Below are 24,547 nucleotides of genomic sequence, written 5' to 3' on the forward strand. Positions count from 1 at the left end.
GTGATGCGGCGCTGCGTCCGGTTGCTGGCGAGGTTGACGTTCACGCCGATCGAGGTGGAGGGGTTTGAGCACGTCCCACGAGACGAGGTGTGCGTCATCGTGGCCAACCACCAGAGCTATCTCGATGGCCACTTGCTGGCCACGGTGCTGCCGGTCCGCTTCAGTTTCGTCGCCAAGTGATCCGCAAATCCAGGCCGTACCTGCCCTGACCCTGCGTGTTTTCGTCTCGGGTCGGTGCGGAATTCCGGTTAGACTTCTTCCATGGTGGTTACGAACGCCGAAAGCTGCCCGGGACATTGTGGTCGTCGCATTGCGGCCCGGGGACCATGTGTTCCTCGCCGAATTCAACATACATCTCAGTACGGTTCCCACTCCCGGCCTTGCAGCCAGCGTCCCGCTGAGCCCGGAGGATCGTGATCGCTACCTGACGGCCGGGGAGGGTATCGAGCCGGAGGACGACGAGATCTCGCGGACGCTCGACAGCCTGACCCAGGGTGACTCGTCCCAGGACACCTCCGTCGACCTGATCTTCGAGCACGTTCGCCGCCGGATCCGGCATGACCCCAAGATCGAAAGTGCCGACGCCACGACGGCACTCAAGGAGGGGCGCGCCGGCGAAAAGGGAACGGTGAACGCGATGATCGCATTGCTGCGTGCCGCAAAGATCCCTTCGCGGGTAGTAACCGGTTTCGTACTCGAGGAGGATGAACAGGCGCAGCCACACCACTGCCTGGAGGCCTATCGGGACGAACGCTGGGTACCTTACGATCCCGTCGGCGGGTACGCCGGAACTCTGCCGATACGCTATGTCCCTTTCCGCCGCGGTGGCGACAGAGTCTACGAGATAGACGAGGCCACCGAGGTCTTCAGCTTCGTCGAGATTTCCCGTCAGGTCGTGCCGTTAGGACTTTTCGGTACCGGTACGAAACGGATTGCCGACGTTCTGGATCTCACGCGATTGCCGGTGGTCACGCAGACCGCGATTGCCTTGCTGCTGATGCTGCCGTTCGGCGCCCTGATCACTGAGATCGCGAGGAATATCGTAGGAGTCCGTACCTACGGGACCTTCACACCCACCCTCCTGGCGCTCGCGTTCGCCTTCGTTCAGTGGTTCACGGCGGCGCTGATTGTACTCATCGGTACCTACAAGGGAAACCGCCTCGCCGACCTTCCCCTATTCCTGTGGTTGAAGGAACCGGGCACAGGGAAGCCGAAGGCGGGAGCCACACGCCCGCCCCATAGCGGTATCCCCGCTGGAGCACGCGATGGGGATGACGGTACCGTTATGAATCTGGATGAGAAACCTCGGGATTAATTCTCCAGTCTGCACGCCGGCTTCAGGAGAAATTGCTGGCCCGGATCAATGAGAAAGTTGTCCTCGAGGACATTTCTTCCAATGAGCATCGGATAGTTGAAGCCGGAACGATCCACCAGATTCACTTCGACCTCCCGGTAGACCTCGCCCACGCAGATCCCCATCCTGACAACCGGCCGTTCCTGGGTCTTGTCGTTGTGGCGTTTGATGGTGGCCGTTCGAGTGACGGCCTGTTCGAATGTCGCGGTCTCCTTCTCCTGATTCGTCACCTGGAAACGAACCCACTTGACCCCGTCCCGCATGAAAAATTCGGGGTTTTTCGTGCTGATGGAGGAGTTGTCCGCGCCCGTATCGAGCTTGGTTTGGACCGAAAACCCCTGCGGGTAGACGATGGCGGTTTCCGCGTACCCGGCCACGTCTTTGGCGTTCAATGAAGTGCCCGTGGCAAAGAGAAAGATACCCAGGCTTGCGAAGATCCAGAATTCACCGTACCGCATGACCGATCTCCCGAATCGGTTGGAAATACCGGCGTGTATCCCCCTTTCCGAGCGGGAGATGAGAACGTCGGCGCAAGGTCAGCCTAAGGCGCTCGGCTCGGCCGTTCTTCTCCCTTCGGGTGCGACAAACGTCGACGGTTCGCGCTCATGGATGAGGAAGCGTTTGGAGGTCCGGTAGGGGAAGACGTCTTCGACGACCCCTGCGCGAATCATTGCCTGCTTCCGGTTCCAGTAGTCGGCGTCCAGCAGGTCGGCGTGCAGCCTCAAAAATATTTGGCGTATCCTCGGATTTGTCAACAGGAACGACGGAAACTCCTCGGGAAAGACGTCGTTGGATTCGATCGAGTACCAGGGCTCAGCGGACATCTCGAATTCCGGGTAGGGCGGTTCGGGTATGTACCGGAAGTTGCATTCGGTCAGGTAGGAGATTTCGTCGTAGTCGTAGAAGACCACACGTTTATGGCGCGTCACGCCGAAGTTCTTGAACAGCATGTCGCCCGGAAAGATGTTGACCGCCGCCAGTTGCTTGATCGCCTCGCCGTAGTCATCGATCACCTGCTGCAGTTCGGGTTCCGCTGCAGTCGCCATGTAGATATTGAGCGGTGTGATCCACCGCTCGATGTACAGATGCTTGATAACCAGTTTCCCTTCGTCGAAGGTAATGCTCGATGCCGCCTCGGTCTGGAGCTCTTTGAGTAACTCGGGCGAGAACCGGTCCAGCGGAAAGGCGGCGTAGGAATATTCCAGCGAATCGGCCATGCGTCCCACACGGTCGTGTTGTTTGACCAGCTGGTACTTTTGCTTGACCACCTTGGGCGTCATTCTTTTCGGTTCGGGGAACGCGTCCTTGATGACCTTGAAAACATAGGGGAACGACGGCAGGGTGAAAACGGTCATGACCATGCCGCGTATGCCGGGGGCGACCACAAATTCGTCACCGGAGTGTTGAAGGTGATGCAGGAAGTCGCGGTAGAATTCCGTCTTGCCGTGTTTTTGAAGACCGATGGCGGAGTAGAGCTCGGCCTTGGTCTTGGTCGGCATTAACCGTCGCAGGAACTGCACCACCGCTGAGGGTACATCGGTGTCGACCATGAAGTAGGCCCGCGCGAAGCTGAACACATTCGCGATCTCCCGTTCCCCGAGCAACAGGGCATCGACGAACAGTCCGCCCTTTTCGTTGTTGAGAATGGGCAGCGCAAACGGGGTTTCTTCCAGCCCGTTCACCACCTTTCCGACGATGTAGGCGGCCTTGTTGCGGAAGAACGGGAAACTCAGCACCTCCAGATGGAAATACTGACGGCTGACCCTGATGCCGTCGAAATGCTCTCGCACGTGACCCAGGATGTTTCGGATGTCGCGGCGCATGTCCACGAAAGGCAGTGCGAACCCGTATACACCCAGGACCTGTGCGGCACAGTTCTGGAAACCGTCCCGCGCGGGATAGTAGGAGCGATAGGGCCGGTATGTCGGATTCGATATGTTCGGTGGAGACCGCGGGACTGACGAAGATGTTCCGGTTATTGAAGTATTTACGCTCGAACAAGCGGCAGAAAACGGAGTTGTAGAACGTTTCCGCCAGTTCGGGCTGCTTGTGCTGATGCAACAGCCGAACGTATTCGACCTTCACCCGCTGCCACAGCTTTTCGTCCAGCCGTGCAACGTCGAAACTTTCCCGAAGCAGCGCGATGGTTTCTCGGACCCGCTGATCGTAGAAGTAGATTCGCTCCCGCGATGCGTTCTGCACCGCCATCCACTCGGCGTTCTCGAATCGCTGCCTGGCGCCTGCGGTAACCTTCTGGAACAGGGAGAAGTGTCGTTCGAATCCGCTCAGGACTGCACGTGCGATATCCTTTGCCAGCCCCCAGGCCATGACTATTACCTCACATCAGTCGATCTCCGGAAACGACGATCCCGTCGTCGTCACAATACAGGTACGCCCCCGGGATGAACGTCACTCCCGCGAAGCGTAGCGTCGATCCGTGCTGACCCTCGCCCCGCTTGATACTTTTCAGGGGATGGGTCGCGAGCGCTCTTACGCCGATTTTCATCCTTGCGATATCCACCGCGTCGCGGATGCATCCGAAAATCACGATGCCCGACCAGCGGTTGTGTAGCGCCTGCTCCGCGAGCCGGTCTCCGAGTACCGCACAACGCAGCGAACCTCCGGCATCGATCACCAGGACGCGGCTCTCTCCTGGCATCTGCACGGCCTCGCGCACCCGGGAGTTGTCTTCGAAGCACTTCACCGTGGCGATGGCTCCGGCAAAGCTAGTCTCGGCCCCGAAGCTGCGGAACACGGGGTCGCAGACCTGTACGCGGTCGGCGAACTCGTCGCATATATCGGCGGTCTTGAACTCCATGGGTTATTCCCCGGCAAGGGGCGTCCGACCGCCGCTGCAGGCGGACACCTCACCGGATGTCAGCCAGCCGAGGCCTTCTGAAACTGCTCCTCTTCCGTGGACCCGTTCAGCGCTGTCACAGAGGACGAACAACCCTGAATTACCCTGGTGAGCGCATCAAAGTAACCTGCCCCGACCTCCTGCTGGTGCGCGACGAAGGTGTAGCCGCGGTCGGCGGCGGCGAACTCGGGTTCCTGCACCATCTCCACGTACGCGCTCATGCCGTCACGGGCGTACCGGTTCGCCAGATCGAACATGTTGAACCACATGTTGTGAATGCCCGCCAGGGTGATGAACTGATAGGTATAACCCATGGCGCCCAGTTCCCGTTGAAACTTGGCGATGGTCGAGTCGTCCAGGTTTCGTTTCCAGTTGAATGATGGGCTGCAGTTGTAGGCAAGCGGCAGTTCGGGATGCTCGCGGCGCAATGCCTCGGCGAACCTTCGCGCAAACTCGAGATCCGGGGTGCCGGTCTCACACCAGACAAGATCGGCGTAGGGTGCATAGGCGAGGCCACGGCTGATCGCCTGATGGAGTCCGTTTCGGGTGCAGAAAAAACCATCTGCGGTCCGATCTCCGGTCAGAAAGGGCTTGTCGTACTCGTCGACGTTCGACGTTAGCAGGTTTGCCGCTTCGGCATCGGTGCGTGCCAGCAGCACGGTCGGTACACCCATGACATCCGCCGCCAGCCGGGCGGCGGCCAGTTTGTGGACAGCCTCCCGGGTCGGAACCAGCACCTTCCCGCCCATGTGCCCGCATTTTTTGACGGCAGCCAGCTGATCCTCGAAGTGGACCCCCGCGGCACCGGCGCTGATCATATTCTTCATGAGCTCAAAGGCGTTGAGGACACCGCCGAATCCTGCCTCGGCGTCGGCCACGATGGGCAGGAAGTAATCGACGTATCCGTCTTCGCCGGGGCTGATGCCTTTAGACCACTGAATCTCGTCAGCCCGTTTGAAGGCGTTGTTGATACGCCGAACCACCGTGGGAACCGAATCGTAGGCATAGAGCGACTGGTCCGGGTACATGTTTTCCGAGGTATTGGCGTCGGCAGCGACCTGCCAACCCGACAGATAGATGGCCTCGATGCCTGCCTTGGCCTGCTGTACCGCCTGCCCCCCGGTCAACGCCCCCAGGCAGTTCACGTAACCCTTCTCTGCGCCACCGTTCACCAGTTTCCACAGCTTCTCCGCCCCCTGACGGGCAAAGGTCTGTTCGGGTTGAAGCGAACCCCGTAGCCCGACGACATCGTCCGCGCCATAGTCACGCTTGACGTTGCTCCATCGCGCATTCTGGGACCAGTCCTTCTCGAGAGCCGCTATCTGGTCGTTTCTCGTCATGTGCATCACTCCGGGATGTAGTGGTTATGGCCTGAACGGGCCGCGCGCCGCGCAGTTCCCGCACTCACTTGGGCCTCTCCTTCGTCAGTGGCGGCAATCGACGTACACGAAAGCCTTGCCTCCAGACGGACATAATAAATAATGTAAAGAGAAACCGAGTATAGGACTAGGCTATTTTAGTAATAGTGACTATCACTTCTACTAATGCGGCAAAAACCTAATGCGGCAAAAACCTGATATGAGTTCCGGGCCATCGCAACCCTGCCCCCCGAATCGCCTGCGACAGCTGCGGGCGTTCTGCGAATCCGCCCAGTCGGGCAGCATTTCGAAGGCCGCGGAACGTCTGTGCGTGAGTCAGCCCTCCGTTTCACTGCTCATAAAAAGCCTTGAGGCCGACCTGGATATCACTTTGTTCGACCGCCGCGGACCCCGGATATCCCTGACCCAGGCCGGACACCTGTTTCTGGAATCCGCCCTTCCCATCATCGAGGCGCTGAATAACCTTCCCGCGCTGTTTCGCGAACGCCTGGGCGAGGCGGCTTCGGGTCCCCTGAACATCGCGGCCGGTGAGTCCACGATCCTCTATCTGCTGGCTGACTACGTCAAACGCTTCAACGACGAATACCCCCGGGTCAACCTGCATCTGCACAACGTCACCGGTCGAGACGGACTGGCGCTCTTGCGGGCGGGGGACGTGGACTTCGCCGTGGGTTCGATGATCGATGTGCCACGGGACATCGTGTATCTGCCGGTCTTCAACTACCAGCCGATGCTGATTACCGCGCTCGACCACCCGTTGGCGAACAAGGATCCGGTCACCCTGGAGGATGTCAGCCAATGCGGGCTGATCCTGCCACCCCGGCATCTGAGCACCTGGCACATCGTCGGCCTCGTTTTCCGCAAGCACGGGCTGGACTACCAGGTGGTGCTGGAGGCCGGCGGCTGGGAGGTCATCAAGAAGTTCGTCACCCTGGGGCTCGGTGTGTCCATCGTCACCAGTATCTGCCTGAGTGGGGACGAACCGCTGGCCGCAATGCCGCTCAGCGAGTATTTCCCGGAGCGGACCTACGGCGTGGTGATGCGCAAGCACAAGCAGCTCTCGCCCCAGGCGCTCGGGTTCCTGAAGCTTATGGAACCAGAGTTCCTGCAGCGTGTACCTCAGGCGAAGAGCGGAACCGGCGGGTCACGCACGGGACTCGGGTCCGACGGATCGGGCGGGATGGATTTCATGGGTGATGATGAATCATTGACCTGAAAGCGCCCGCTCATTGCCGGCCTGCAGAATGAGTCCGCTTTCCTCGGCGATCCCGATGAATTTCCCGGGCGAAAACAGTCCCCATTCCGGGTGCCGCCATCGCAACAAGGCCTCCACACCCCGCACCCGTCCGGTCTCCACCTCGATCTGGGGTTGGTAGTAGAGCACAAACTCCTCCCTTACCAGGGCTCTGACGATGGTAGTGAACGCGTCGTTCACCATGGTGATGTTGCGCTCGGGATCGGTCACCATGATGGCTTCCTGGCTGATCGCAAACACGATTCCCGATTCCCGACTGTCGGAGCTGCTCGTCGGCCTTCTTGCGTTCGGTAATGTCGGAGAACGTGACGACCGTACCCACGATCTCCCCGTTCTGCTGGATCGGGCGGGAACGGTAGCCAACGTCGAAGCACGAGCCGTCGGCCCGCCAGAATATCTTGTCGCCGCTCGGTTCCGTGAAATCGTGGACCATGTGGGGCCGCAGGGTGACGAATGTGACGAGAAATAGGGCAGGGCCGCCACGACACAGGCGATGCCGATGCCGAAGTAGACGAGAAATCGGAGCAAGACAGCTTGACCGTGCCCGTGGCCCTGGCATTCGTGAAGCGACCCTATGGTTGCAGGTTGGCCCTGCAGTGAAACGTATAGACCATGGGTCCGGCCGTAGGGTCACGACACGTCTGCAAAGCCCGTCTCCGGGGAGAAACGCCTCCTTTCCGCAGTTCGGCTATCAGCTGTCGGGAAGGCCGGGCTGGAACTGGGCGTGGCGGCAAGACCATCGTCACGGATGGCTTTCCCGCAAGTGAAAAATGGCTACCAAACCGCGCTGGTGCCGAAACAGCGGTGAAACTGATGCGATTTCATGGCGGATTTGCGCCGTACAGCCAGCACCGCGCACTGCTGGCCCCTGCGAAGCGGGGCAGGGGGAACAAGGACAGGGTGTCCGCTAAACCGCAAACGCCCGCCGAATTTCGGGCGGTCAGGAGCTGGGGCAGCGTCTGAAGGGCGTCTTCGGTATCGACATCGCCAAATCCGCAGGCGAGCCGATTTGCGCAGTCGTAAACTGCCGCGTAGCGTTCGGGTACACGGATATGCCTGATCAAACCTGCCCGGCACGCGGCGGGTGTCAGGATCATCGTCTGCATCGAAGACCGCCAGGTGATCTAGAAGATCCTGACCCACCTGGATCACAAAACGCCTGCTGTGGTACCGACAGTGGGCACGGATTTCATCGAATTCCGGAGAACAATGGTTGGTAAACGTAGAGAGGCAGAGACCGAAATTGACTTCGCGCATTGCACAGGGGGCTGTTTATCTCTTCCAATACTCGGGCAGGGAACCTGCAATCGGGAAGCTCGGGGCATTCCGTTCACCCGGATCACGGTTCTTGCGGCCAACGGACCGGAAGGAAGAGAAGCGCACTCGGACTGGACCGAAAACAACGTCGCGCCCGTCCCCCTGTGGTCGAGGTAGAGAGATGAGTCGGTACACCTCTATGCGCGCTATCATTGAGAAAACTGTGGCAGCGCATCAGTGTAGGACTGAAGGGTATTCAACGAATCGGCCAATGGCCCATATTCGGGGCAGGACCTGCGAGACACCAGGGGAGCGCCCGAGGGGTTAGCTTGTCAGCGCCCATGGACGGCGTTGCGCCGCTTGAAAAGGGAGCGGCCATTTCCCTGCGAGACGCGCCTTGCCATGAACGCTGACAAGCTAACTGAACTCGCAATGATCAGTTGGACAGGGCACTAGACCGGGTCAAGAAGTGCGGATATTGCGAATAGTCACAAGGCGATTACTGTCAAATGACATACCATCCTGTTTGTCTTTTCGTCTGTCCTCCGTGTTGCGACAACCGTTCCATCGTTCGACGATACGCCTGTTGTCGCGCCTTGATGACGAACGAAAATCCGGCGCGATCTGGTATGCCATTTTCCGGCAATCGCCTAAGTTCCCTATGTACCGGTGTACTTACCGAGGTGACATCGTCAAATACGGCAGGTGATCCCGATATCCGCGTCGTCATCCCTGACAGCTGCGCTGGCTCGAAACCCTTGAAACCGCGTCATCGGGCCGCTTGAGTTCATGCACCCTCGTTCCATCGTCTTCATCGTTGCAATCTTCGCTACCATATTCGGTGTCACGCTAGTCGTACCTGCGGTTATTGCATGGTGGAACGCAGAGCTGGTAGAGATGTGGGGCTTCCTGGGCCCAATGATCGCCTATTTGACGCTGGGTGGATCACTCTGGTTGGTGGGACGCAATCGTTCCCACGATTTGGGTACGCACGACGCCTTCCTCGTCGTCGCCCTGTTCTGGATTCTGCTGAGCCTATTGGCGGCGGGCCCTATGCTGCTGGTGCTGTCCCTGTCGCCGGTGGACGCCGTGTTCGAGGCGGCATCGGGTTTGACCACTACCGGCGCAACGGTCCTGATTGGACTGGACGAGTTGCCCCGTTCCGTACTCTTTTACCGCCAGCAACTGCAGTGGCTGGGAGGCATGGGACTGATCGTACTGGGGTTGGCGGTGATGCCCACCCTCGGTGTCGGCGGGATGCGCCTGTATCTGGCCGAGGTGCCCGGCCCCATGAAACAGGAAAAACTTACACCGCGTCTGGCGCAGACGGCCCGTTCCCTATGGGTCATCTACGTGACGCTGACAGCGATCTGCGCGCTGGGATACTGGTTTGCGGGGATGGACCTATTTGATGCAGTGGCCCACAGTTTCTCCACGCTGTCCACCGGTGGGTTCTCGACTCACGATGCCAGTCTCGGCTACTTCGACAGCGCGGTCATCGAAGGGATCGCGGTGTTCTTCATGGTTCTGGCAAGTCTGAATTTCAGTCTGCATTTCATCTTCTGGCAGCGCCGCGACCCGTTCGTCTACGTGAAGGACGTCGAGGCGCGCACCTTTCTCGTATTCGGCGCCTTGGTAGTCTTGCTCGTCAGCATCACCCTGCGTTTCGAAGGCAACTATGAGCAGTTCCCGCGCAGCCTGAGGGACGCGACCTTTGAGCTGGTGTCGGTGATCACGAGCACCGGCTTCGCAACGGTGGACTTTGCCCACTGGCCGGATTTTCTGCCGATCCTCCTAATCCTGATCAGCTTTATTGGCGGCTGTGGCGGCTCCACCGCGGGTGGCATGAAGGTGCTCCGGGTCCGGCTACTGGTACAGCAGGGAATTCGCGAGGTCCGCCAGCTCGTGCACCCCCACGCCGTGCTCCCGGTACGTTTGGGGTCTCGCGTAGCCGACGAGCGCATGGTACAGTCGGTCTGGGGTTTTTTTGCCGCGTACGTCATGACCTTTGCCGTGTTGGACCTGCTGATGATCCACTCGGGGCTGGATGAGGTGTCCGCGTTCTCTGCCGTGGCCACCTCCCTGAACAACCTGGGTCCCGGGCTAGGAACCGTCGCCTTCACCTTCAGAGACGTCAGCGATTTCGGAAAAATCATTGCCGTGGCGGCCATGTTGATGGGGCGCCTGGAAATATTCACGATTCTGGTCCTGCTATCGCCGACATTCTGGAGGCGATGATAATTTCTGGACTTGCGGAGCAAGGAGCGATTCCAGACGCGATCTACTTCCATTTCTCGCCAGAATCTACCGTGGGACAGAGCACTAGGCGGGAGTATTGTTGGCAGTTTCCCGCCTGGTATCTGATTACCGGGGTCGGTTTTCCAGATCCGTAATCAGGGTGTCCATTTTCGCCAGCAGATCACCATACAATCGATGCAGCTTTGTCGAATTTGTTTCACCAAGACGATCGCCGCTTTCTATCGACAGGAGGCTTGATCGCAGGTCCTCTATTCTGGCTTGGTCAGCCGGATCCAGATTTGCGGCCAAAGCCAATTTGTTGATCGCCGAGTCCAACTCCTGATGGGCCTTGTCCAGCTGGGCGATCAACGCTCGTTCGTGCCCTAGTGACTCCTCGAACCGCAGCCGCGCATTGACAAGGGCTGTTCGAGCCGGCGCGTAGTAATTCGGCTCCCGGTCACGGAACTCAAATCCAATGCCAAGGAGCGAAATCAGGGCGATGATGCCCAGACCCAGGACGAGAGACCTGCGCCGGCGCTGTTGGTCTGTTTGTGTTAGTAGTTCCTGTTCGATGGACATGCTCGATATTCTGTCACGTACTCGACGGCACAGCTTTGGCGTGCTGAATGAACCACTCAGCGGTAAGACCCTTTGATTCCAGTGTAGTTCCGATCACACCCTCGCAATCGATGAAACGGACACTCATGCAACAGTAGGTGGCGCCGTTATCCGGTCCCCGATAAACTCATGATGCGGTAGCCTGCAGAGATCGAACCGCGGCAAGGACATCCGCGCGAATCGCCTCGAGCAGACGATGCCCCTTGTCCGCCGTCGCGAGCGCCGGGTTGCCATAGATCCCGTCGGGTGAGTAACCGGGGTCATCCGGGTCCAGCCGATTGAAGCGCCCCTTGACCGGCCGGCTGTCCCAGGCTCGGGCCAGGTTCAAGTCTACCTGCTGCGGGCGCAACGCCAGCATGATCGACGTCTCCAGTTCGTCCGCGTGCCCCCCGCGGGTCTGTTCCCCGATTCGTTTGGCAAGTTCGGTATAGCGTTTCCCTTCGTAGATGTTGACCAGCGAGACAGGTCTCACGGAACCGGCGGCGATCGCCTGGCGCAGCGGATCGATGGTGCTGATGCCGGTATTGATCACGGCGACGGCCCCCGGGCCCGTCGCGCAGATGCAGGAGAGAATGTCCGTGACGAGGGCGGTAAAGGTCCCGGCGGATACGCTGCAGCTTCCGGGATAGGCGGCGAAAGCAGGGTAGTATCCGTAGGTGACGGTCGGCCAGACGACGACGTCGAGCTGCTCGGCGACGAAACGACCCATCGCCTCGGCCTGGATCTGGTCGGTGTTCAGCGGCAGGTGTCTGCCGTGGGCCTTGCAGGCGGCGCCGACCGGCAGTATTGCCACGGCCCCGGCGCGGCGTCTGCGATCGACTTCCGGCCAGCTAGCGTCGGCGACCTGAAGCCCTGTGCTCACGAGGTGCACTCGCGGACCGAGGGGGAGACGCTACTCGTACAGGAAGGTATAGCTCCCGAGCTGGCCGCCGTCAGAGTCCACCACCGTCACGCGCCATTCCCCCGTCATATGCGGCGGAAGCAGTTTGCTCGAATACACGCGCCAGCGGTTGCCACCAACCCGAAAGTTGACGGTCGCGACGATGTCACCTTCGTACTCCCATCGATGGGAGACCTTGTGGCCCTGAAGGTCCCGAAACTCGGTGAACAGATAGACCTGTCGCGCAGTCGACTCCAACGGGGCGATGGTCGGTCCAATCGTATCGACCGGTTCGCGGTTCTCTATTCCGGAGGTGAGCACGGCACGTGCAATGTGTGCGGATTCGGAGGCGCCCACGGTGGTTTCGGGCGCGGTGGATGCCGCTTCGGCGGGGATCGATGCGACCTCGACCGCTGTCTCCTCGGTGTCACCGACCGTGTCGAGCGGCGGTGCCACATCCAGGATCTCCGGTTCGTCCGTATAGGACGCGGTCATGTCGCCCGTCAGCGGGGATGTCGTGTCATCCGCGGACGTTTCGGGTACGGATTCAACAGGGTCGGATTCAGACAAGGGTTTCGGTGCAGGTTCGCGCGACGGTATCTGCAGCGCTACGGAGCCCGTGTATGAGTCCTCCGTTGCGACCGGTACGTCCTGTTCTCCCGATGCCAGACCGATTTCACCTCCGGATTCCACCTCGTCAGAACCGGCCGGCGTGGTCTCCCGCTCCGGGGTCCCGGCGGCAGGGGTGCGAGGGATCTCACGCGGGGTCGACGCGGCCATGGACTCGTTCTCGGGGGGGGCGAGTTCGCTTCCCGCCACCGATTCCGGTCCGCCCGCCGCCTGTTCCCCGATCTCGGGACCACCGCTGAGAATCCGGTAGATGGCGAACGCCGAGGCGGCGGCAATTATCGCGATGACAACCAGCGACGTCACCAGGTATAGCCTGGAGGAGTGCGGTGTCGAGGAGATGACCATCCGCTCCGGTGCCCGCATTTCGTACGGGGCCTCCTGGAGATCCTGTGGCGGGGGTTCGTCTCCGGCTAACCGGACCCGGATTTTCAGATTTCTCTGGGGCACGAGGCTTGATTCTCGGTACGTGTTACGGTTACGGGAGGAATGAAGGATAGTGTGTCAGGAGTCCGCAAGGGTCGCAACCGTCGCGCGCCGTCGCGTACCGTTTTGGTCGAAAACTCCGTCAGGACCGACGTTTTTCCCGACAGAGCCGCAGGGGGTGTCGGCGAGACGGGACTTTTACGCAACTCGGGAGGGGGGATGAAGGATTTCGATAAGCTGGGGGCGTTCTATCTGGGCCGTGTCTTCGATCCGTCCACCGGCGAGTTGAAGGACGATCTGCTGCTCTACGATTCGAGGGACCTGACCACTCACGCGATGTGCGTCGGCATGACCGGCAGCGGCAAGACGGGGCTGTGCCTGTCCCTGTTGGAGGAGGCGGGCATCGACGGCATCCCGGCCATCGCGATCGATCCCAAGGGTGACCTGTCGAACCTGTTCCTGACCTTCCCGGAACTGCGTCCCGAGGACTTCCGCCCGTGGGTAGACGAGGCGGAGGCGACGCGCCACGGGATGACGGCGGACGAGTACGCACGCCATGTGGCGGGGGTCTGGTCGAAGGGACTTGCGCAATGGGAACAGGACGGCGCGAGGATCGCACGTTTCCGCGACGCCTGCGAGCTCACCCTCTTCACCCCGGGCAGTGCCTCGGGACGGCCGTTGCGTATCCTCGGCTCGCTCGAGGCCCCCGGGCCGGGTCAGGCGGACGACCCGGACGCGACACGGGATCGGATACAGGGTGTCGTTTCAGGCCTGCTGTCCCTGATAGGGATCGATGCGGACCCGGTGCGAGGCCGGGAACAGATCCTGCTCTCGAATCTCGTCGAACGTGCCTGGGGGGCGGGGCGCGACTGCACGCTGGCCGGTCTGATCGCGGACATCCAGTCACCACCCTTCGAGCGTCTCGGGGTCATGGACCTGGAGACGTTCTTTCCCTCCAAGGACCGGTTCGATCTGGCCATGAGCCTAAATGCCCTGCTCGCGTCCCCGGGTTTCAGCGCCTGGATGCAGGGCGAGCCGCTGGATGTCGAGCGTCTGTTGTTCAACGGGCAGGGCAGACCCCGGCTCAGCGTTATCTCCATCGCGCACCTGTCCGAGCGGGAGCGGATGTTCTTCGTTTCGATGCTGCTCAACGAGATCGTCGCCTGGGTCAGGACGCAGCCAGGCACATCCAGTCTGCGTGCACTGCTCTATATGGATGAGGTCTATGGCTATTTTCCGCCGACGGCGAATCCTCCCTCGAAGACCCCGATGCTCACCCTGCTCAAGCAGGCCAGGGCACACGGTCTCGGCGTCGTGCTGGCCACACAGAACCCGGTCGACCTGGACTACAAGGGGCTGTCCAATATGGGCACCTGGTTCCTCGGGCGGCTGCAGACCGAGCGGGACAAGGCCCGCGTCCTTGACGGTCTGGAGGGTGCATCGAGCGCGACCGGCGCAGCGTTCGACCGGGGTGAACTGGACCGGCTGTTGTCGGGTCTGGGTAGTCGGGTCTTCCTGATGAACAACGTCCACGATGAGGGCCCCGAGGTCTTCCAGACGCGCTGGGCGCTTTCGTATCTCCGTGGTCCTCTGACGCGGGAGCAGGTGCGTGAGCTGGCGGCGGTGGGCGCGAAACGGGATGCGTCGCCGGACGAGGTCGCTTCTCCGGACGTCGAGAGGGAAAGGGGCGAGGCGGCCTCGCAGCGGCCCCGGGAACGCCCGGTCCTGGCCGCGGGGGTCGACGAGTGGTTTGCGGATGTCGCGAGTCATCCGGCGGGCGCGCGTGTGGCCTATCGCCCGCGCCTCTATGGTGAGGCACAGTTGCACTATGCCAATGCCCGCGCCGGTGTGGACGAATGGCGGTCGATCCGGCTCGCCGTCCCGCTGTCGGATCCCGTGCCCCCGGATCCCTGGGAGGGGGCGGCCCAGGCGGAACCGGGGTTGGCACCGGGAGAGGGGCCGGAGCCCGACGCGGGATTCGCCTCCCTGCCGCCAAGGGGTATGCGAGCGGGAAGTTACACGACCTGGGGCAAGCGCCTGAAGACCGCGCTATACAGGGATCACCCCATGACCCTGTACTACTGCAAGGATCTCAGGCTGTATTCGTCCCCGGTGCAGGACGAGGCGGAGTTTCGCAAACTCGTGCGACAGCAGTTGCGGGAGCGCCGGGACATCGAGGTGGAGAAGTTGGGCGCGCGGTACGCTCCTAAACTCAGGACGTTGAAGGATCGGATACAGCGCGCCGAGGAAGCCCTCGACAAGGAAAGGTCCCAGCATCGCGAGCAGCAGATCAACACGGTCATTTCGCTGGGTGCGACGGTCCTCGGGGCGCTGTTCGGCAGGAAGGCCGTCAGTTCAGGCAGTATCGGTCGCGCCGCGTCGACGGCGCGCAGGGCGGGACGCACCGGCCGCGAGCGGGACGACGTCGCACGTGCGAGCGAACGTCTGGAGCAGTCGGCGCAGAAGCTCGAGGCCATGGAGCGGGATTTCGAGGAGGCCGTGGAGGAACTCGGCCAGAGATGGGCGTTTTCCGAAGACCGGATCTCGGAACTGATCGTCCGGGCGCGCAAGACGGACACCTCGATCGACCGGTTAGGTCTGTTGTGGGCGCCCTGGTTGGTGGGCGAGGACGGGAGCGCCACACCGGGCTGGGTGCAAAATGACAGTGAGCGTCCGGGAAAGGCCGCGTGAATGCTAGCCGTTGGCGGTTTGCGTACCGTCGTCTGGTTCGTATTGCTGTTGATTCATTCCAATGCCTTCGCGGGGTGGAGGCAGTGAAATGGGGTATCCGGCCAGGGTTGAGGCCGGATACCTTCGGGTGGGTCGATCGACGCAACGCTTCCTGCGGACAGACGGTCAGGGGGTGGCGGGGTTCTCCTTCGCCGAGAAGCGGAGTACCGCATCCTGCGCGTCATCCCGCAGGAAAAGCAGTCCATTTCGGATCTCCCAGGTCCTCGCGGCCCCCAGTGCGGCAAGAAATTTCTGTTCCTGATCCATGATCGCGGGGGCGCACATCTTTCGGGTCGAGCCCATCTGCCCGAACGTCACCTCGTTTCCGTTCAGGGACACACTGCCGAAATAGCGGTTGCAGCCCGCGTTACCGCCGGCCTGTCCCGGCTCCTGGAACTCGAGTGTGGACTGCAGCATGTCGATCACGCCGCGGCCCTCGATGTCCTCCGCCACCCAGGCCGTACCCTGCAGGTCCTCGGGACCGGAGGCCCCCTCTTCCCGGGTATTGCAGCCCGATGCCAGCAGGATCAGTAAGGCTGGGCCCAGGGCGCCGAAAAGCGAATTCTGATTCATGACATGCTCCCGGAAGGTGTCGGTGACGGCTTGAAGACACGACGGTTTTCGTGTGACTGCCGCATCCGGTATCTAGTCGGACCGGACCGGCTGTGGTCTTTTCGCGGTTCCCGGTCTGGTCGGCGCCGCGGTATCGATCGGGGCCGCGACCGTTCTCGGGCCCCGGTGGCTCTTGACGATCCTGCCCGTCGCGTCGACGTGGCAATCGACGGAGAATTCGATCTCTCCCCCTTCGGGCCCCATCTCGCCAGTGACGACGCCCCGCACGATGTGGCCCTTCGGCGTCGCGTCCACCTCGCCGAAATCGAGTACACGGGCGAACCCCGGGTCCGCCGTCTCGGATAGCGCGGTTTTGAGACAGATCCTGCGGGCCGCAGCAGCATCCGGATCGATGAGCTGCTCGACCTGCATCCTGAAACCGGGAACGGTGTTGTACAGGACGATCAGGCCGATCGTGCCGAAGATCAGGAAGGGTACGAGCTTACGCAGGACGCCGTCCCGGTTGCGATCGTGCGGAGACCGTACGCCGCGACCCGGAGAGTGCCGTACGCCGTCTTTCAATGGGCCTCCTCGAGTCTTCGGTGTGTCGTCGCTGCGCTGGCACTGGAACCGGGCGAAGTATATCAACGGCTCACGGGCCTGTCCCCGGGGCGGTATCCTGCCGGGTAGTGCCGCGCTTATACTCGCCCCTTATACGACAAGAGGATAGCGTGACGAATCGGCATCGCGGGTCCGGGCGGGGTCAGGACCTAAGGCGATTGCCGGAAAATGGCATACCAGATTGCGCCGGATTTTCGTTCGTCATCAAGGCGTGACATCAGGCGCATAGTCGAACTATGGAACGGTTGTCGCAACATAGAGGACGGACGAAAAGACAAGCAGGATGGTATGTCATTTGACAGAAATCGCCTAAGTGTACGCCTTCAATTCGGCATACCATCGGCAGATGATCTCGAGCGAATAGGCGGCGTTGGCGGGACTCGGGTTGGGTGTCACAAACACGCGTGTTTCCCCGATCCGGTAGTCCTGCGCCCCCCAGTTCGCAGGACCCGTGATTCCTTCTCCGAATTTCATCTGGTTGCGCCACGCGATCATCCCGTGAAACCAGGCGATCGCGGGCCGGTAGAGAAGAAGTTTTTCGTGAAGGTCAACGGCGCCCCGGTAAAAATCTTCTCTGCGAAGTGCGGTCGCGCTTCGGGTCGGTCGCTTCACGATGTCAGTGAAACCGATTCCGTGAACCCGAAACAGGTGTTCGACGGTTTCCCGGCCGGGCAGGAGATCCTCTCCCACGAGCCTCGATCGGTTGAGCGCCGGCCAGAACCGGTTGCGCGGGTTGGCGAAGTAATAGCCCGCGGCCACGGAGCCGATGGAAGGATTCAGGCCGATGGATACCACGCGCAGTCCATCCCGCAGATAGTCAGGCAACGATTCCGCACCGGCGGGCGTTTCGAAGGAACCATCGCTCATCTGTGTATTATGTATATGGGTCGCGATTTAGCCGGCACCGTCGCGCCATAGATGCGGATTCTATGTTGAATGACGTGGTTAGGTCGATAGATCCAGGGGGGTAAAGATCTCGATGGACGCTCTCAGTGAACTTGAAGAGTACTTCTATGTTGAACGTTCACAGATTCATGGTAACGGTCTGTTCGCCAGGGTCGTGATCGAAGTCGGGGAGTGGCTCGGGACCTACGATGGTCCCGAAACGGATGAAAACGGAACCTATGTCCTCTGGGTGGAGGACGAGCAGGGCCGCTGGCTCGGTCGCGATGGCAAGAATCTGTTGCGCTACATCAACCACAGCGACTCACCCTGCGCCGAATTTGCCGAATACGATCTGTATGCGACCCGGCGTATCGAGCCTCACGAGGAGATCACCATCGACTATGGAGACGAGTTCTTCCCCGATGCGGAGTAGCGTAAAGTATTAGAATAAAGCAATATACTTAAATTCTTCATGCCGGTTTCTCGCGGCCGGATTCATTGATACGATGCCTACGCCATTCTTATGACAACTGGATGTAATGTGGAGGGAAAAAAGTGAATATGGCACTGAGTGCAGTACTGCTGTTTTCATCCGGCGTTGCCGTCGCGCAGGCGCAAGTACAGGGGCACGAGGAAGCACCTCAGAAAGAGCCTGCCGTGATGTTCATCGAACAGATCGACACCAGCGGCGACGGCAAGGTCAGCATGGAAGAGTTCATGATGCCGGTTCAGACGCAGGCCGAAGGACAGTTCAAGAGCATGGACAAGAACGGAGATGGCTTTATCAGCCAGGATGAGGCTGACGCCTTCCAGAAGGAGATGCAGGAGCGCATTGAGCAGATGCGTCAGCAACAGGGCCAGCGACCCGGCGGACGCTGATTCGCATCATCACGCCGACCCGGTTCGGGGGATTCCCGGATCGGGTCGTCGATTCCAGACAAGCTTCAAGATCACCCGCAGCACAGTCGCAACCTGACTGACTGCATCGCTGCGATACCCCCCGATGCGGGAACGCGGACGAGGGCCTTCATCACAAAGCTGGCGAACGCGAAGAAGACGCCCCCCTGTCAGGGCGGACCAGAGCAGCGCGGCTGTCGCCAGAATCGGTATCAGCGGGTTCATTTCATCGCCGCCGTTCGATTTGAAGACGATGCATTCCACACGCCCGAATCGGCGATCCGGCGCGCATACTCGGCGAAATCCGTCGGCTCCCGACCCAGCGCCCGCTGAACGCCATCGCAGACGTCAGCGTTCCTACCGTCGAGTACGGTGGAAAACAGGTAGTCCAACAACCACGCGATCTCATCCGGCGCACCGGACTCGGCAATGCCGGCCGCAAAGGCCTCGCGCGGGATCTGGATATACCGGACCTCGCGTCCGCTGGCTCGGGAAATTTCCGCCGCTGCCTCCCCGAAGGTCAGCATGCGAGGTCCAGTGACCTCGTAGATCTCGCCCGCATGGCCGTCTTCGGTCAGCGCAGCGACCGCGACATCGGCGATGTCGTCCGCGTCGACGAACGGCTCCTGGACGTCCCCGGCTGGCAGCGTGATTGCGCCGGACAATACCATGTCGAGAAACTCCCCTTCGGAGAAATTCTGGTTGAACCAGCTGGCGCGAACCACGGTCCATTCGATGCCCGCGTCCTGGACGATGCGTTCGCAGCGTTGTGCTTCCTCTTCGCCGCGACCGGACAAGAGAACCAACCGCTTGACGCCCTGCTCCACGGCTTTTTCGGTGAAGGCGCGGATGGCGTCCGTCGCCCCCGGTATGGCGAGGTCCGGAGCATAGCTGACGTACGCTGCCCTCACGCCTTCAAGCACGGCGTCCCAGTTGCTCTGGTCGTTCCAATCGAAGGACGGATCGGCGGCGCGAGACCCGATGCGTGTCGGCAAGCCGCGGCGCGCGAGTCGCCCCACGACACGCCGACCTATCTTTCCGGTTCCGCCGAGAACGAGCGTGAGTCCGTTTGAGAGTCTGCTGCTGTTCATGTCTTTCTCCTGGTTGATTCTTGACACCGCGTCTATTGACACTGTGTCAAGCTTAGGTTAGAGTTGACACTATGTCAAGTGAAAATGTCGAAACCCGATCACGAATCCTGGACGCGACTGTCCGCATGCTTGAAGAACACGGGGGCCGTGGCGTCCGCATGGGGGATATCGCCAAGGCGGCGGGGATCTCCCGGCAAGCGGTTTACCTGCACTTCGCATCGCGCGCGGAGCTGCTCGTGGCTGCAACGAGGTACCTTGACGAGGTCTTGAACCTGGATCGCCGGCTCGCGCCCTCACGAGCGGCGACGTCCGGCATCGAACGCCTGACGCTGTATATCGATTTCTGGGGTCACTATATTCCGGAAATCTATGGCGTCGCCAAAGCGCTTCTCCTGGCGCAGGACACTGACCAAGCGGCGGCAGCGGCCTGGAACGACCGAATGCTGGCCATGCGTGACGGTTGTCGCGCAGCTGTCGAGGCACTGCGTTCAGATGGCATCCTTGCGCCGGAATGGACGCCCAAAAGGGCCACGGATACCTTGTGGACGATGCTTCTGGTACCGAACTGGGAAAACCTCACCATCGAATGCGGTTGGTCAACACGACAGTATGTCCGTTGGATGAAGACCATGGCGAAGCGAACCTTCACAGACGAATCAGAGTGACTGGGATGAAATGCCAAGCGACTGCATTTTGGGGTATGAATCCCCAATGAGTGACTACTGGTTAGAGTCCGCTGCCACGCCGCGAGCCATGACTCACTGGGGGTAGAAAGGGAGGCGGCCCCCGAATACCGCTTTGGTTGTCATCTCAGCGATCGCCTAAAGACGGCGAGTAAGAAGGGAAGAAACAGGATCTTCAGCAGATGCAGTACGACCCCACAAACGATGATCGTCAGAATGACGAGGCAAATACTCTTTGACGAGCGTGACGCGTTGCAGGTCATAGACCAGTCCAACGGCCAGCGAGCCTGTCAGCATGATACCGAGTCCCAGCAGAACCAGCACCGGATCGGAAAGGACGCGGCTCAGCCAGGCGCACAGGGTTGCGCCTACGATGAACGCGGCGACGATGTACAGGGCCACGGAGACAAACATCTTTGACGAGTATCCCAGCTCCGTCACGACCAGATGCGGCGCCTCCAACAGCGAGCTGTAGGTCACGCCGATGCCGACACCGATCATCAGCACATAAAACAGGTAAACTGGCTGGCCAAACAGGTACAGGTAATTCCGAATAAAAACAGATGGCCTGGTGGCCTCCGGATTCAGATGACGATTGGTTTCCTGAAAACCGAATAACAGCGTGATCAGAAGCAGCAAGGCCAGCAGCGCCAACAGATAGAAGTTGAACTGCCATCCGAAGTAGCGATCGATCAGGCTGCCCGCGATGGGGCCAACGCCCGGTGCCAGTGCAAAAATCGTATTGACCTTGAGAAAAACGCGCGTGCGCATCTCTTCGGGAAAGGCGTCGCGCACCGCCGCATTCGACAGGGTGCCGCCGGCACTGGCGCCGAGTGACTGTATCGCCCTGCCGAACAACATCAGCGTCAGGTCGGTGCTGAAGGCGCAGATCGATGAGCCGACCAGGAAGGTGGAGACGGCGACCAGTATCACCGGTCGCCTGCCGAGGCGGTCGGACAGCGGACCATAGAAGCTCTGGCTGAGCGCAAATCCTGCCAGACAGACCGTCATGGTCATCTGCGCTTGACCGTAGGAGACACCCAGGCCCTGCGCGATGCTGGGCAGGGAGGGCGTGTATTCGGTGTCGCCGAAAGGGCCAAGCGAGGCCAGAATGAAAACGGATGGTACGGCTGCGGCAACAGCCTTCGGCACGGTGTTGTTCATGTATATACCCGTCACGGACAGGTTTTCCCGGCACACACGCCCGCTTCGTCCCGTGGCGGCGTTGCGATTCCTTGCAATAGAGCGGCTATTGCGCGTCATCGCGTCTTGCCACGAAACGAATAGGACACACTCTTTCTCGTGAAAACCTGTCCGTGACGGGTATATCGCAGACGTCATCGCCCGAGATAGGCGTCGACGCGCCTTGCGGAACGGTCCGCTTTACCGCTCCGGCGCGTCGTAGTAGGTCAGGTCGATCCAGCCGGCGTCGTCGCCGCGATTTGCGAAATTCCAGTCGTTGAGCCAGTCGTAGAAGGGCCAGAATTCTTCGCTGTTGCGCAGAATCGCGTAGCGCGACTCCAGGCGGTGCCAGTCATCTTCGCTCTTGATATCAGAAAGGTCACTCAGGAAGCCCGGCGCCTGGGCCAGGTCGAGATCCACGAATAGATTCGGGTAGCCGTTCACCAGGGTCGGGTAGACACTCATGGTGTCCTCGTTCGGCAGAGCCGCGCCGTTCTGAAACAGCAGCGTGTATTGGGAGGCAAAGACGCGGTTGGCTACCAGCGAGTAGATGCGCTTCTCGGCACCATGGTTCAAACGCAGTACTATGACACTGGGCAGGAAGCGCACAAAGCGCCGATGGTCCACCGCGGTCAGGGTCGAAACGGCGCGCTCGAAGTTATCGAAGCCCCGCATCGGCGCTGCCAGTTCGACGCTGGGTTTGATCTGGGGGTTGAGCGGATCCGGCAGGTCGCTGATTGCCGGCCCCAGGCGCTTGGCGATCAGGGCGATCGTCTCGGCCAGCGGCTTGTCGCCGGTTACCGCGACCCGGGCCGGTTGCGCTGCGCCGGCAAAGGGCACGGCGTAGAGACCGATCTCACCAATACCCTGGGTCCAGCGGTCGCGAATACTCTGACGATAGTGCTGCGGCAACAGCAGCAGGAAATGATCTTCAAAGCCCTGGCGCAGAAAGTTGAAGAAGACCAGGGTCTCGAGCTTTTGCGGGTCGCCCTCCCAGTAGGCAAAGCCGGCAACCGTGTCGTAGTACATGCGTTCGAAGCCTGCATAGCTGACCAACCACAGGGTGCGCGGCATCCCCCCTCGGGCGCCCTTGAGTACCGACACATTGGTCTCGTGGCGCAGGACGGTCAGCCAGGCGTTCTCGTTGTCGCCATCGCCGTCCCAGATGGCGTCGAGCGACCAGCCCTTCGGCGCCAGGCGGGCCTTGGTCTTGGCAAAGGCGTTCAAGTACGTGCTATTGGCGAACACCGAGCGATCCATCAGCGGCTGCGCGCTGCTCAGGCCGAGCAGCGGATCCTGAACCGAGGGGTCATGGGCCGGGTCCAGAAAGAACACCCAGAACTGATCCTTGACCGCGTAGGTGGCGGTCTGGCCGTTACAGACCGGGCCGTAGGTGATGCCGCCGACCATCACCTCCGCGTTCTCCAGGATGAAGCGATAGCGTGACTCGGCCGGGATCGCCGCGAATTGTACAAACGGATTCTCGATCCCGTAGGGGGGGGACAGGTCGGCCTTCTGGTTCCAGCCAGTACCGCTGTCGATGGCGAAGAGCCGCTTCAGGTGGGCGATGTCGTCCGGGGCGAGGCGCCAGACAAAATGGTTCTTCTGCACCGGCGGCTCGGTGCGCTTCTCGAGCCGGTACCAGAACTTGTCGACACCGGCGTAGCTGTAGGGGTCGTCGTAGGGCAGACCGGTGCCGATAACCTTGACCGGCGGGTACTCGATCCGCTTGCTTCCTTTGCCGTCCTCGACCACGCGAACCGGTGGCGTGCTTGAGCGCACCAGACGGAACTGATCGCCGGGGCTGTCCGTCAGCACGATGGTTGCCAGAAAGACATGCTGGAAGATGTAGCGGCTGACCAGCCCGGTGCGCGGATCATCGGCATTGAAGAATGCCTCCCAGGCGGCCACGGCCTCGGGATTGGCCACCTGCAGCGCCTTCTGCCTTACCGCTGCATTCGGGCCCGGCGAGCCGGCAGCCACCCAGGACTTCAGCGTCGTGAAGTCATCCCGGGAGATGGCGGGCAGTCCGAAGGGCATGCCGATGGCCGGGTGTTGCTTCAGCTCTGCCGACAGGGCCGCCGGGGTCGCAGCACACTGAGCCTTGTAGCGCTCGGGGCGCAGTCCGTCCAGCGCGGCGCGGCTGAAGCCCGGGTTATGGCGCATGCCGGTAGCGACCATCTGGTACAGCAGCGAGTCGTCGAGGTTCTTCTGCGCCGAGCCGTCGCGGGCCAGGATCGGATAAAAGCCAAGCTTGCGCCAGGCCTTGATGCTGTCGGCCGCATCCATGTCGGTACGCGGGTAACTGCCGAGGTGATTAGAGTAGGCATTCAGCCCGAAGCCGCCGCGGTCGACCCCCCGAAACGAGTCTAGCTTCACGTTGCAGGGCGAGCCGAGACAACCGTGACAGGCGATGCAGCGGCGGTTGAAGAGCGGTTGGATTACCGTGGCATAGTCCGGAACCGCGCCCGCGGCGGCCGTCGGTAACCCATCGTCCGAAGCAGCGACTGCGGACAGGCCTGCCAGCACCCCAAACACCAGCCCCGAGAAAGGCCGAGAGCTACTCCGCAACTGCCCAAGCAATGATCGAGTCATCTGAATCTCCTCGTGAAAACAACAAGTTAGACAGCCATCACCCGCTTGACTCAAAGATTGGCAATGGCCAACGTGGCGGCGGACACCGGCAGCTCGAGCTTAGCAAAGCTACATAACGAGATATCGAATCCCTGCCAGGCCGCGGTAGGTAAGGACGATGACCTTCGCAAGACTGCCGATGATCAAGTGGTTGGCGAGCGCCGCTGGCAGAGCGCTCGATCGGGAAATCCCATACCCCATGCCGGCACTGCTGAGCCCAATCCCCGAGCGCGGCGAATTGAGCGCCGCCCCGGATACGGCTGTTCGACTGAGCCGGATTACCCAACGGTGAGCCCCCCGGGGCTGCGACGCCTGCGGCGCGGCAATGGTGGCGGCTGGACGGAAGGTCAGCACCATAGGTAAAAATGCCCCGGCAAACCC

Annotated in this window: 20 protein-coding genes and 4 pseudogenes; 9 read left to right on the plus strand and 15 right to left on the minus strand. The window is 60.9% G+C overall.

Going from position 1 to position 24,547, the window contains the following annotated elements:
- A partial coding sequence (locus LJE91_16965; GenBank protein MCG6870356.1) for a 1-acyl-sn-glycerol-3-phosphate acyltransferase occupies positions 1 to 180 on the plus strand: 180 nt, incomplete at its 5' end.
- A gap of 118 nt (positions 181 to 298) precedes the next feature.
- The gene (locus LJE91_16970; GenBank protein ID MCG6870357.1) at positions 299 to 1,315 is read left to right on the plus strand and encodes a hypothetical protein; all 1,017 of its coding nucleotides are present in this window, start codon (positions 299 to 301) and stop codon (positions 1,313 to 1,315) included.
- Here LJE91_16970 and LJE91_16975 read toward each other — a convergent pair.
- From LJE91_16975 to aceA, 4 genes and pseudogenes are all read right to left on the minus strand, one after another.
- The gene (locus LJE91_16975) at positions 1,312 to 1,812 is read right to left on the minus strand and encodes an ATP-dependent zinc protease (protein ID MCG6870358.1); all 501 of its coding nucleotides are present in this window, start codon (positions 1,810 to 1,812) and stop codon (positions 1,312 to 1,314) included. The two genes, LJE91_16970 and LJE91_16975, sit on opposite strands and share 4 nt — an antisense overlap.
- Before the next feature lie 78 nt (positions 1,813 to 1,890).
- Positions 1,891 to 3,682, minus strand: a pseudogene (gene aceK / locus LJE91_16980) (bifunctional isocitrate dehydrogenase kinase/phosphatase).
- A gap of 10 nt (positions 3,683 to 3,692) precedes the next feature.
- Positions 3,693 to 4,172 carry a ribonuclease E activity regulator RraA gene (gene rraA, locus LJE91_16985; GenBank protein ID MCG6870359.1) on the minus strand — a complete coding sequence of 160 codons (480 nt, stop codon included), beginning with the start codon at positions 4,170 to 4,172 and terminating at the stop codon, positions 3,693 to 3,695.
- 59 nt (positions 4,173 to 4,231) lie between these two features.
- Positions 4,232 to 5,551, minus strand: coding sequence for an isocitrate lyase (aceA, locus tag LJE91_16990; protein ID MCG6870360.1), 1,320 nt, complete (start codon positions 5,549 to 5,551; stop codon positions 4,232 to 4,234).
- 238 nt (positions 5,552 to 5,789) lie between these two features.
- On the opposite strand from aceA, the gene LJE91_16995 reads away from it, so the two are divergent.
- A complete protein-coding gene (locus tag LJE91_16995) occupies positions 5,790 to 6,806 on the plus strand; it encodes a LysR family transcriptional regulator (GenBank protein ID MCG6870361.1) in 1,017 nt (338 codons plus the stop codon).
- A gap of 24 nt (positions 6,807 to 6,830) precedes the next feature.
- Here the strand turns inward: LJE91_16995 and LJE91_17000 are convergent.
- Positions 6,831 to 7,004 (minus strand): annotated as a pseudogene (locus LJE91_17000) (EAL domain-containing protein).
- A gap of 103 nt (positions 7,005 to 7,107) precedes the next feature.
- Positions 7,108 to 7,278 (minus strand): annotated as a pseudogene (locus LJE91_17005) (PAS domain S-box protein).
- A 371-nt stretch (positions 7,279 to 7,649) separates the two neighbouring features.
- On the opposite strand from LJE91_17005, the pseudogene LJE91_17010 reads away from it, so the two are divergent.
- Positions 7,650 to 7,831, plus strand: a pseudogene (locus LJE91_17010) (IS91 family transposase).
- 1,060 nt (positions 7,832 to 8,891) lie between these two features.
- Positions 8,892 to 10,340: a TrkH family potassium uptake protein gene (locus tag LJE91_17015; GenBank protein ID MCG6870362.1), complete on the plus strand. Its 1,449-nt coding sequence runs from the start codon at positions 8,892 to 8,894 to the stop codon at positions 10,338 to 10,340.
- A 126-nt stretch (positions 10,341 to 10,466) separates the two neighbouring features.
- Here the strand turns inward: LJE91_17015 and LJE91_17020 are convergent, their stop codons facing one another.
- From LJE91_17020 to LJE91_17030, 3 genes are all read right to left on the minus strand, one after another.
- Positions 10,467 to 10,919 (minus strand): hypothetical protein, encoded by a 453-nt coding sequence (locus LJE91_17020; protein MCG6870363.1) that lies wholly within the window; start codon positions 10,917 to 10,919, stop codon positions 10,467 to 10,469.
- Positions 10,920 to 11,085: 166 nt separating this feature from the next.
- Positions 11,086 to 11,820: a creatininase family protein gene (locus LJE91_17025; GenBank protein ID MCG6870364.1), complete on the minus strand. Its 735-nt coding sequence runs from the start codon at positions 11,818 to 11,820 to the stop codon at positions 11,086 to 11,088.
- A gap of 30 nt (positions 11,821 to 11,850) precedes the next feature.
- Complete coding sequence (locus LJE91_17030) at positions 11,851 to 12,915, minus strand: DUF2914 domain-containing protein (GenBank protein MCG6870365.1); 1,065 nt, start codon at positions 12,913 to 12,915, stop codon at positions 11,851 to 11,853.
- A 195-nt stretch (positions 12,916 to 13,110) separates the two neighbouring features.
- On the opposite strand from LJE91_17030, the gene LJE91_17035 reads away from it, so the two are divergent.
- Positions 13,111 to 15,582: an ATP-binding protein gene (locus LJE91_17035; protein MCG6870366.1), complete on the plus strand. Its 2,472-nt coding sequence runs from the start codon at positions 13,111 to 13,113 to the stop codon at positions 15,580 to 15,582.
- 165 nt (positions 15,583 to 15,747) lie between these two features.
- On the opposite strand, the gene LJE91_17040 is transcribed toward LJE91_17035, so the two are convergent.
- From LJE91_17040 to LJE91_17050, 3 genes are all read right to left on the minus strand, one after another.
- Positions 15,748 to 16,194, minus strand: coding sequence for an META domain-containing protein (locus LJE91_17040; protein ID MCG6870367.1), 447 nt, complete (start codon positions 16,192 to 16,194; stop codon positions 15,748 to 15,750).
- A gap of 72 nt (positions 16,195 to 16,266) precedes the next feature.
- Positions 16,267 to 16,755 (minus strand): hypothetical protein, encoded by a 489-nt coding sequence (locus LJE91_17045; protein MCG6870368.1) that lies wholly within the window; start codon positions 16,753 to 16,755, stop codon positions 16,267 to 16,269.
- Positions 16,756 to 17,103: 348 nt separating this feature from the next.
- A complete protein-coding gene (locus LJE91_17050; protein MCG6870369.1) occupies positions 17,104 to 17,661 on the minus strand; it encodes a mismatch-specific DNA-glycosylase in 558 nt (185 codons plus the stop codon).
- Between the two features lie 112 nt (positions 17,662 to 17,773).
- Between LJE91_17050 and LJE91_17055 the strand changes: the two genes are divergently transcribed.
- Positions 17,774 to 18,112 (plus strand): SET domain-containing protein-lysine N-methyltransferase, encoded by a 339-nt coding sequence (locus tag LJE91_17055; protein MCG6870370.1) that lies wholly within the window; start codon positions 17,774 to 17,776, stop codon positions 18,110 to 18,112.
- Between the two features lie 128 nt (positions 18,113 to 18,240).
- On the plus strand, positions 18,241 to 18,558 hold the full coding sequence (locus tag LJE91_17060; protein ID MCG6870371.1) for an EF-hand domain-containing protein: 318 nt from the start codon (positions 18,241 to 18,243) through the stop codon (positions 18,556 to 18,558).
- 239 nt (positions 18,559 to 18,797) lie between these two features.
- Here the strand turns inward: LJE91_17060 and LJE91_17065 are convergent, their stop codons facing one another.
- On the minus strand, positions 18,798 to 19,667 hold the full coding sequence (locus LJE91_17065; protein MCG6870372.1) for an NmrA family NAD(P)-binding protein: 870 nt from the start codon (positions 19,665 to 19,667) through the stop codon (positions 18,798 to 18,800).
- A gap of 71 nt (positions 19,668 to 19,738) precedes the next feature.
- On the opposite strand from LJE91_17065, the gene LJE91_17070 reads away from it, so the two are divergent.
- Complete coding sequence (locus tag LJE91_17070; protein ID MCG6870373.1) at positions 19,739 to 20,332, plus strand: TetR/AcrR family transcriptional regulator; 594 nt, start codon at positions 19,739 to 19,741, stop codon at positions 20,330 to 20,332.
- Positions 20,333 to 20,488: 156 nt separating this feature from the next.
- On the opposite strand, the gene LJE91_17075 is transcribed toward LJE91_17070, so the two are convergent.
- Together LJE91_17075 and LJE91_17080 are read right to left on the minus strand one after the other, a co-directional pair.
- Positions 20,489 to 21,514: an MFS transporter gene (locus LJE91_17075; GenBank protein ID MCG6870374.1), complete on the minus strand. Its 1,026-nt coding sequence runs from the start codon at positions 21,512 to 21,514 to the stop codon at positions 20,489 to 20,491.
- A gap of 219 nt (positions 21,515 to 21,733) precedes the next feature.
- The gene (locus LJE91_17080) at positions 21,734 to 24,127 is read right to left on the minus strand and encodes a fatty acid cis/trans isomerase (protein ID MCG6870375.1); all 2,394 of its coding nucleotides are present in this window, start codon (positions 24,125 to 24,127) and stop codon (positions 21,734 to 21,736) included.
- Between the last annotated feature and the right edge of the window lie 420 nt (positions 24,128 to 24,547).

It is taken from the genome of Gammaproteobacteria bacterium, from assembly GCA_022340215.1.
GTDB lineage: Bacteria > Pseudomonadota > Gammaproteobacteria > JAJDOJ01 > JAJDOJ01 > JAJDOJ01.

Coding starts and splice junctions, on each gene's coding strand:
- LJE91_16975 (MCG6870358.1), bottom strand. CDS start 1,812: ATGCGGTACGGTGAATTCTGGATCTTCGCAAGCCTGGGTATCTTTCTC.
- rraA (MCG6870359.1), bottom strand. CDS start 4,172: ATGGAGTTCAAGACCGCCGATATATGCGACGAGTTCGCCGACCGCGTA.
- aceA (MCG6870360.1), bottom strand. CDS start 5,551: ATGACGAGAAACGACCAGATAGCGGCTCTCGAGAAGGACTGGTCCCAG.
- LJE91_16995 (MCG6870361.1), top strand. CDS start 5,790: ATGAGTTCCGGGCCATCGCAACCCTGCCCCCCGAATCGCCTGCGACAG.
- LJE91_17015 (MCG6870362.1), top strand. CDS start 8,892: ATGCACCCTCGTTCCATCGTCTTCATCGTTGCAATCTTCGCTACCATA.
- LJE91_17020 (MCG6870363.1), bottom strand. CDS start 10,919: ATGTCCATCGAACAGGAACTACTAACACAAACAGACCAACAGCGCCGG.
- LJE91_17035 (MCG6870366.1), top strand. CDS start 13,111: ATGAAGGATTTCGATAAGCTGGGGGCGTTCTATCTGGGCCGTGTCTTC.
- LJE91_17040 (MCG6870367.1), bottom strand. CDS start 16,194: ATGAATCAGAATTCGCTTTTCGGCGCCCTGGGCCCAGCCTTACTGATC.
- LJE91_17050 (MCG6870369.1), bottom strand. CDS start 17,661: ATGAGCGATGGTTCCTTCGAAACGCCCGCCGGTGCGGAATCGTTGCCT.
- LJE91_17055 (MCG6870370.1), top strand. CDS start 17,774: ATGGACGCTCTCAGTGAACTTGAAGAGTACTTCTATGTTGAACGTTCA.
- LJE91_17060 (MCG6870371.1), top strand. CDS start 18,241: ATGGCACTGAGTGCAGTACTGCTGTTTTCATCCGGCGTTGCCGTCGCG.
- LJE91_17065 (MCG6870372.1), bottom strand. CDS start 19,667: ATGAACAGCAGCAGACTCTCAAACGGACTCACGCTCGTTCTCGGCGGA.
- LJE91_17070 (MCG6870373.1), top strand. CDS start 19,739: ATGTCAAGTGAAAATGTCGAAACCCGATCACGAATCCTGGACGCGACT.
- LJE91_17075 (MCG6870374.1), bottom strand. CDS start 21,514: ATGAACAACACCGTGCCGAAGGCTGTTGCCGCAGCCGTACCATCCGTT.
- LJE91_17080 (MCG6870375.1), bottom strand. CDS start 24,127: ATGACTCGATCATTGCTTGGGCAGTTGCGGAGTAGCTCTCGGCCTTTC.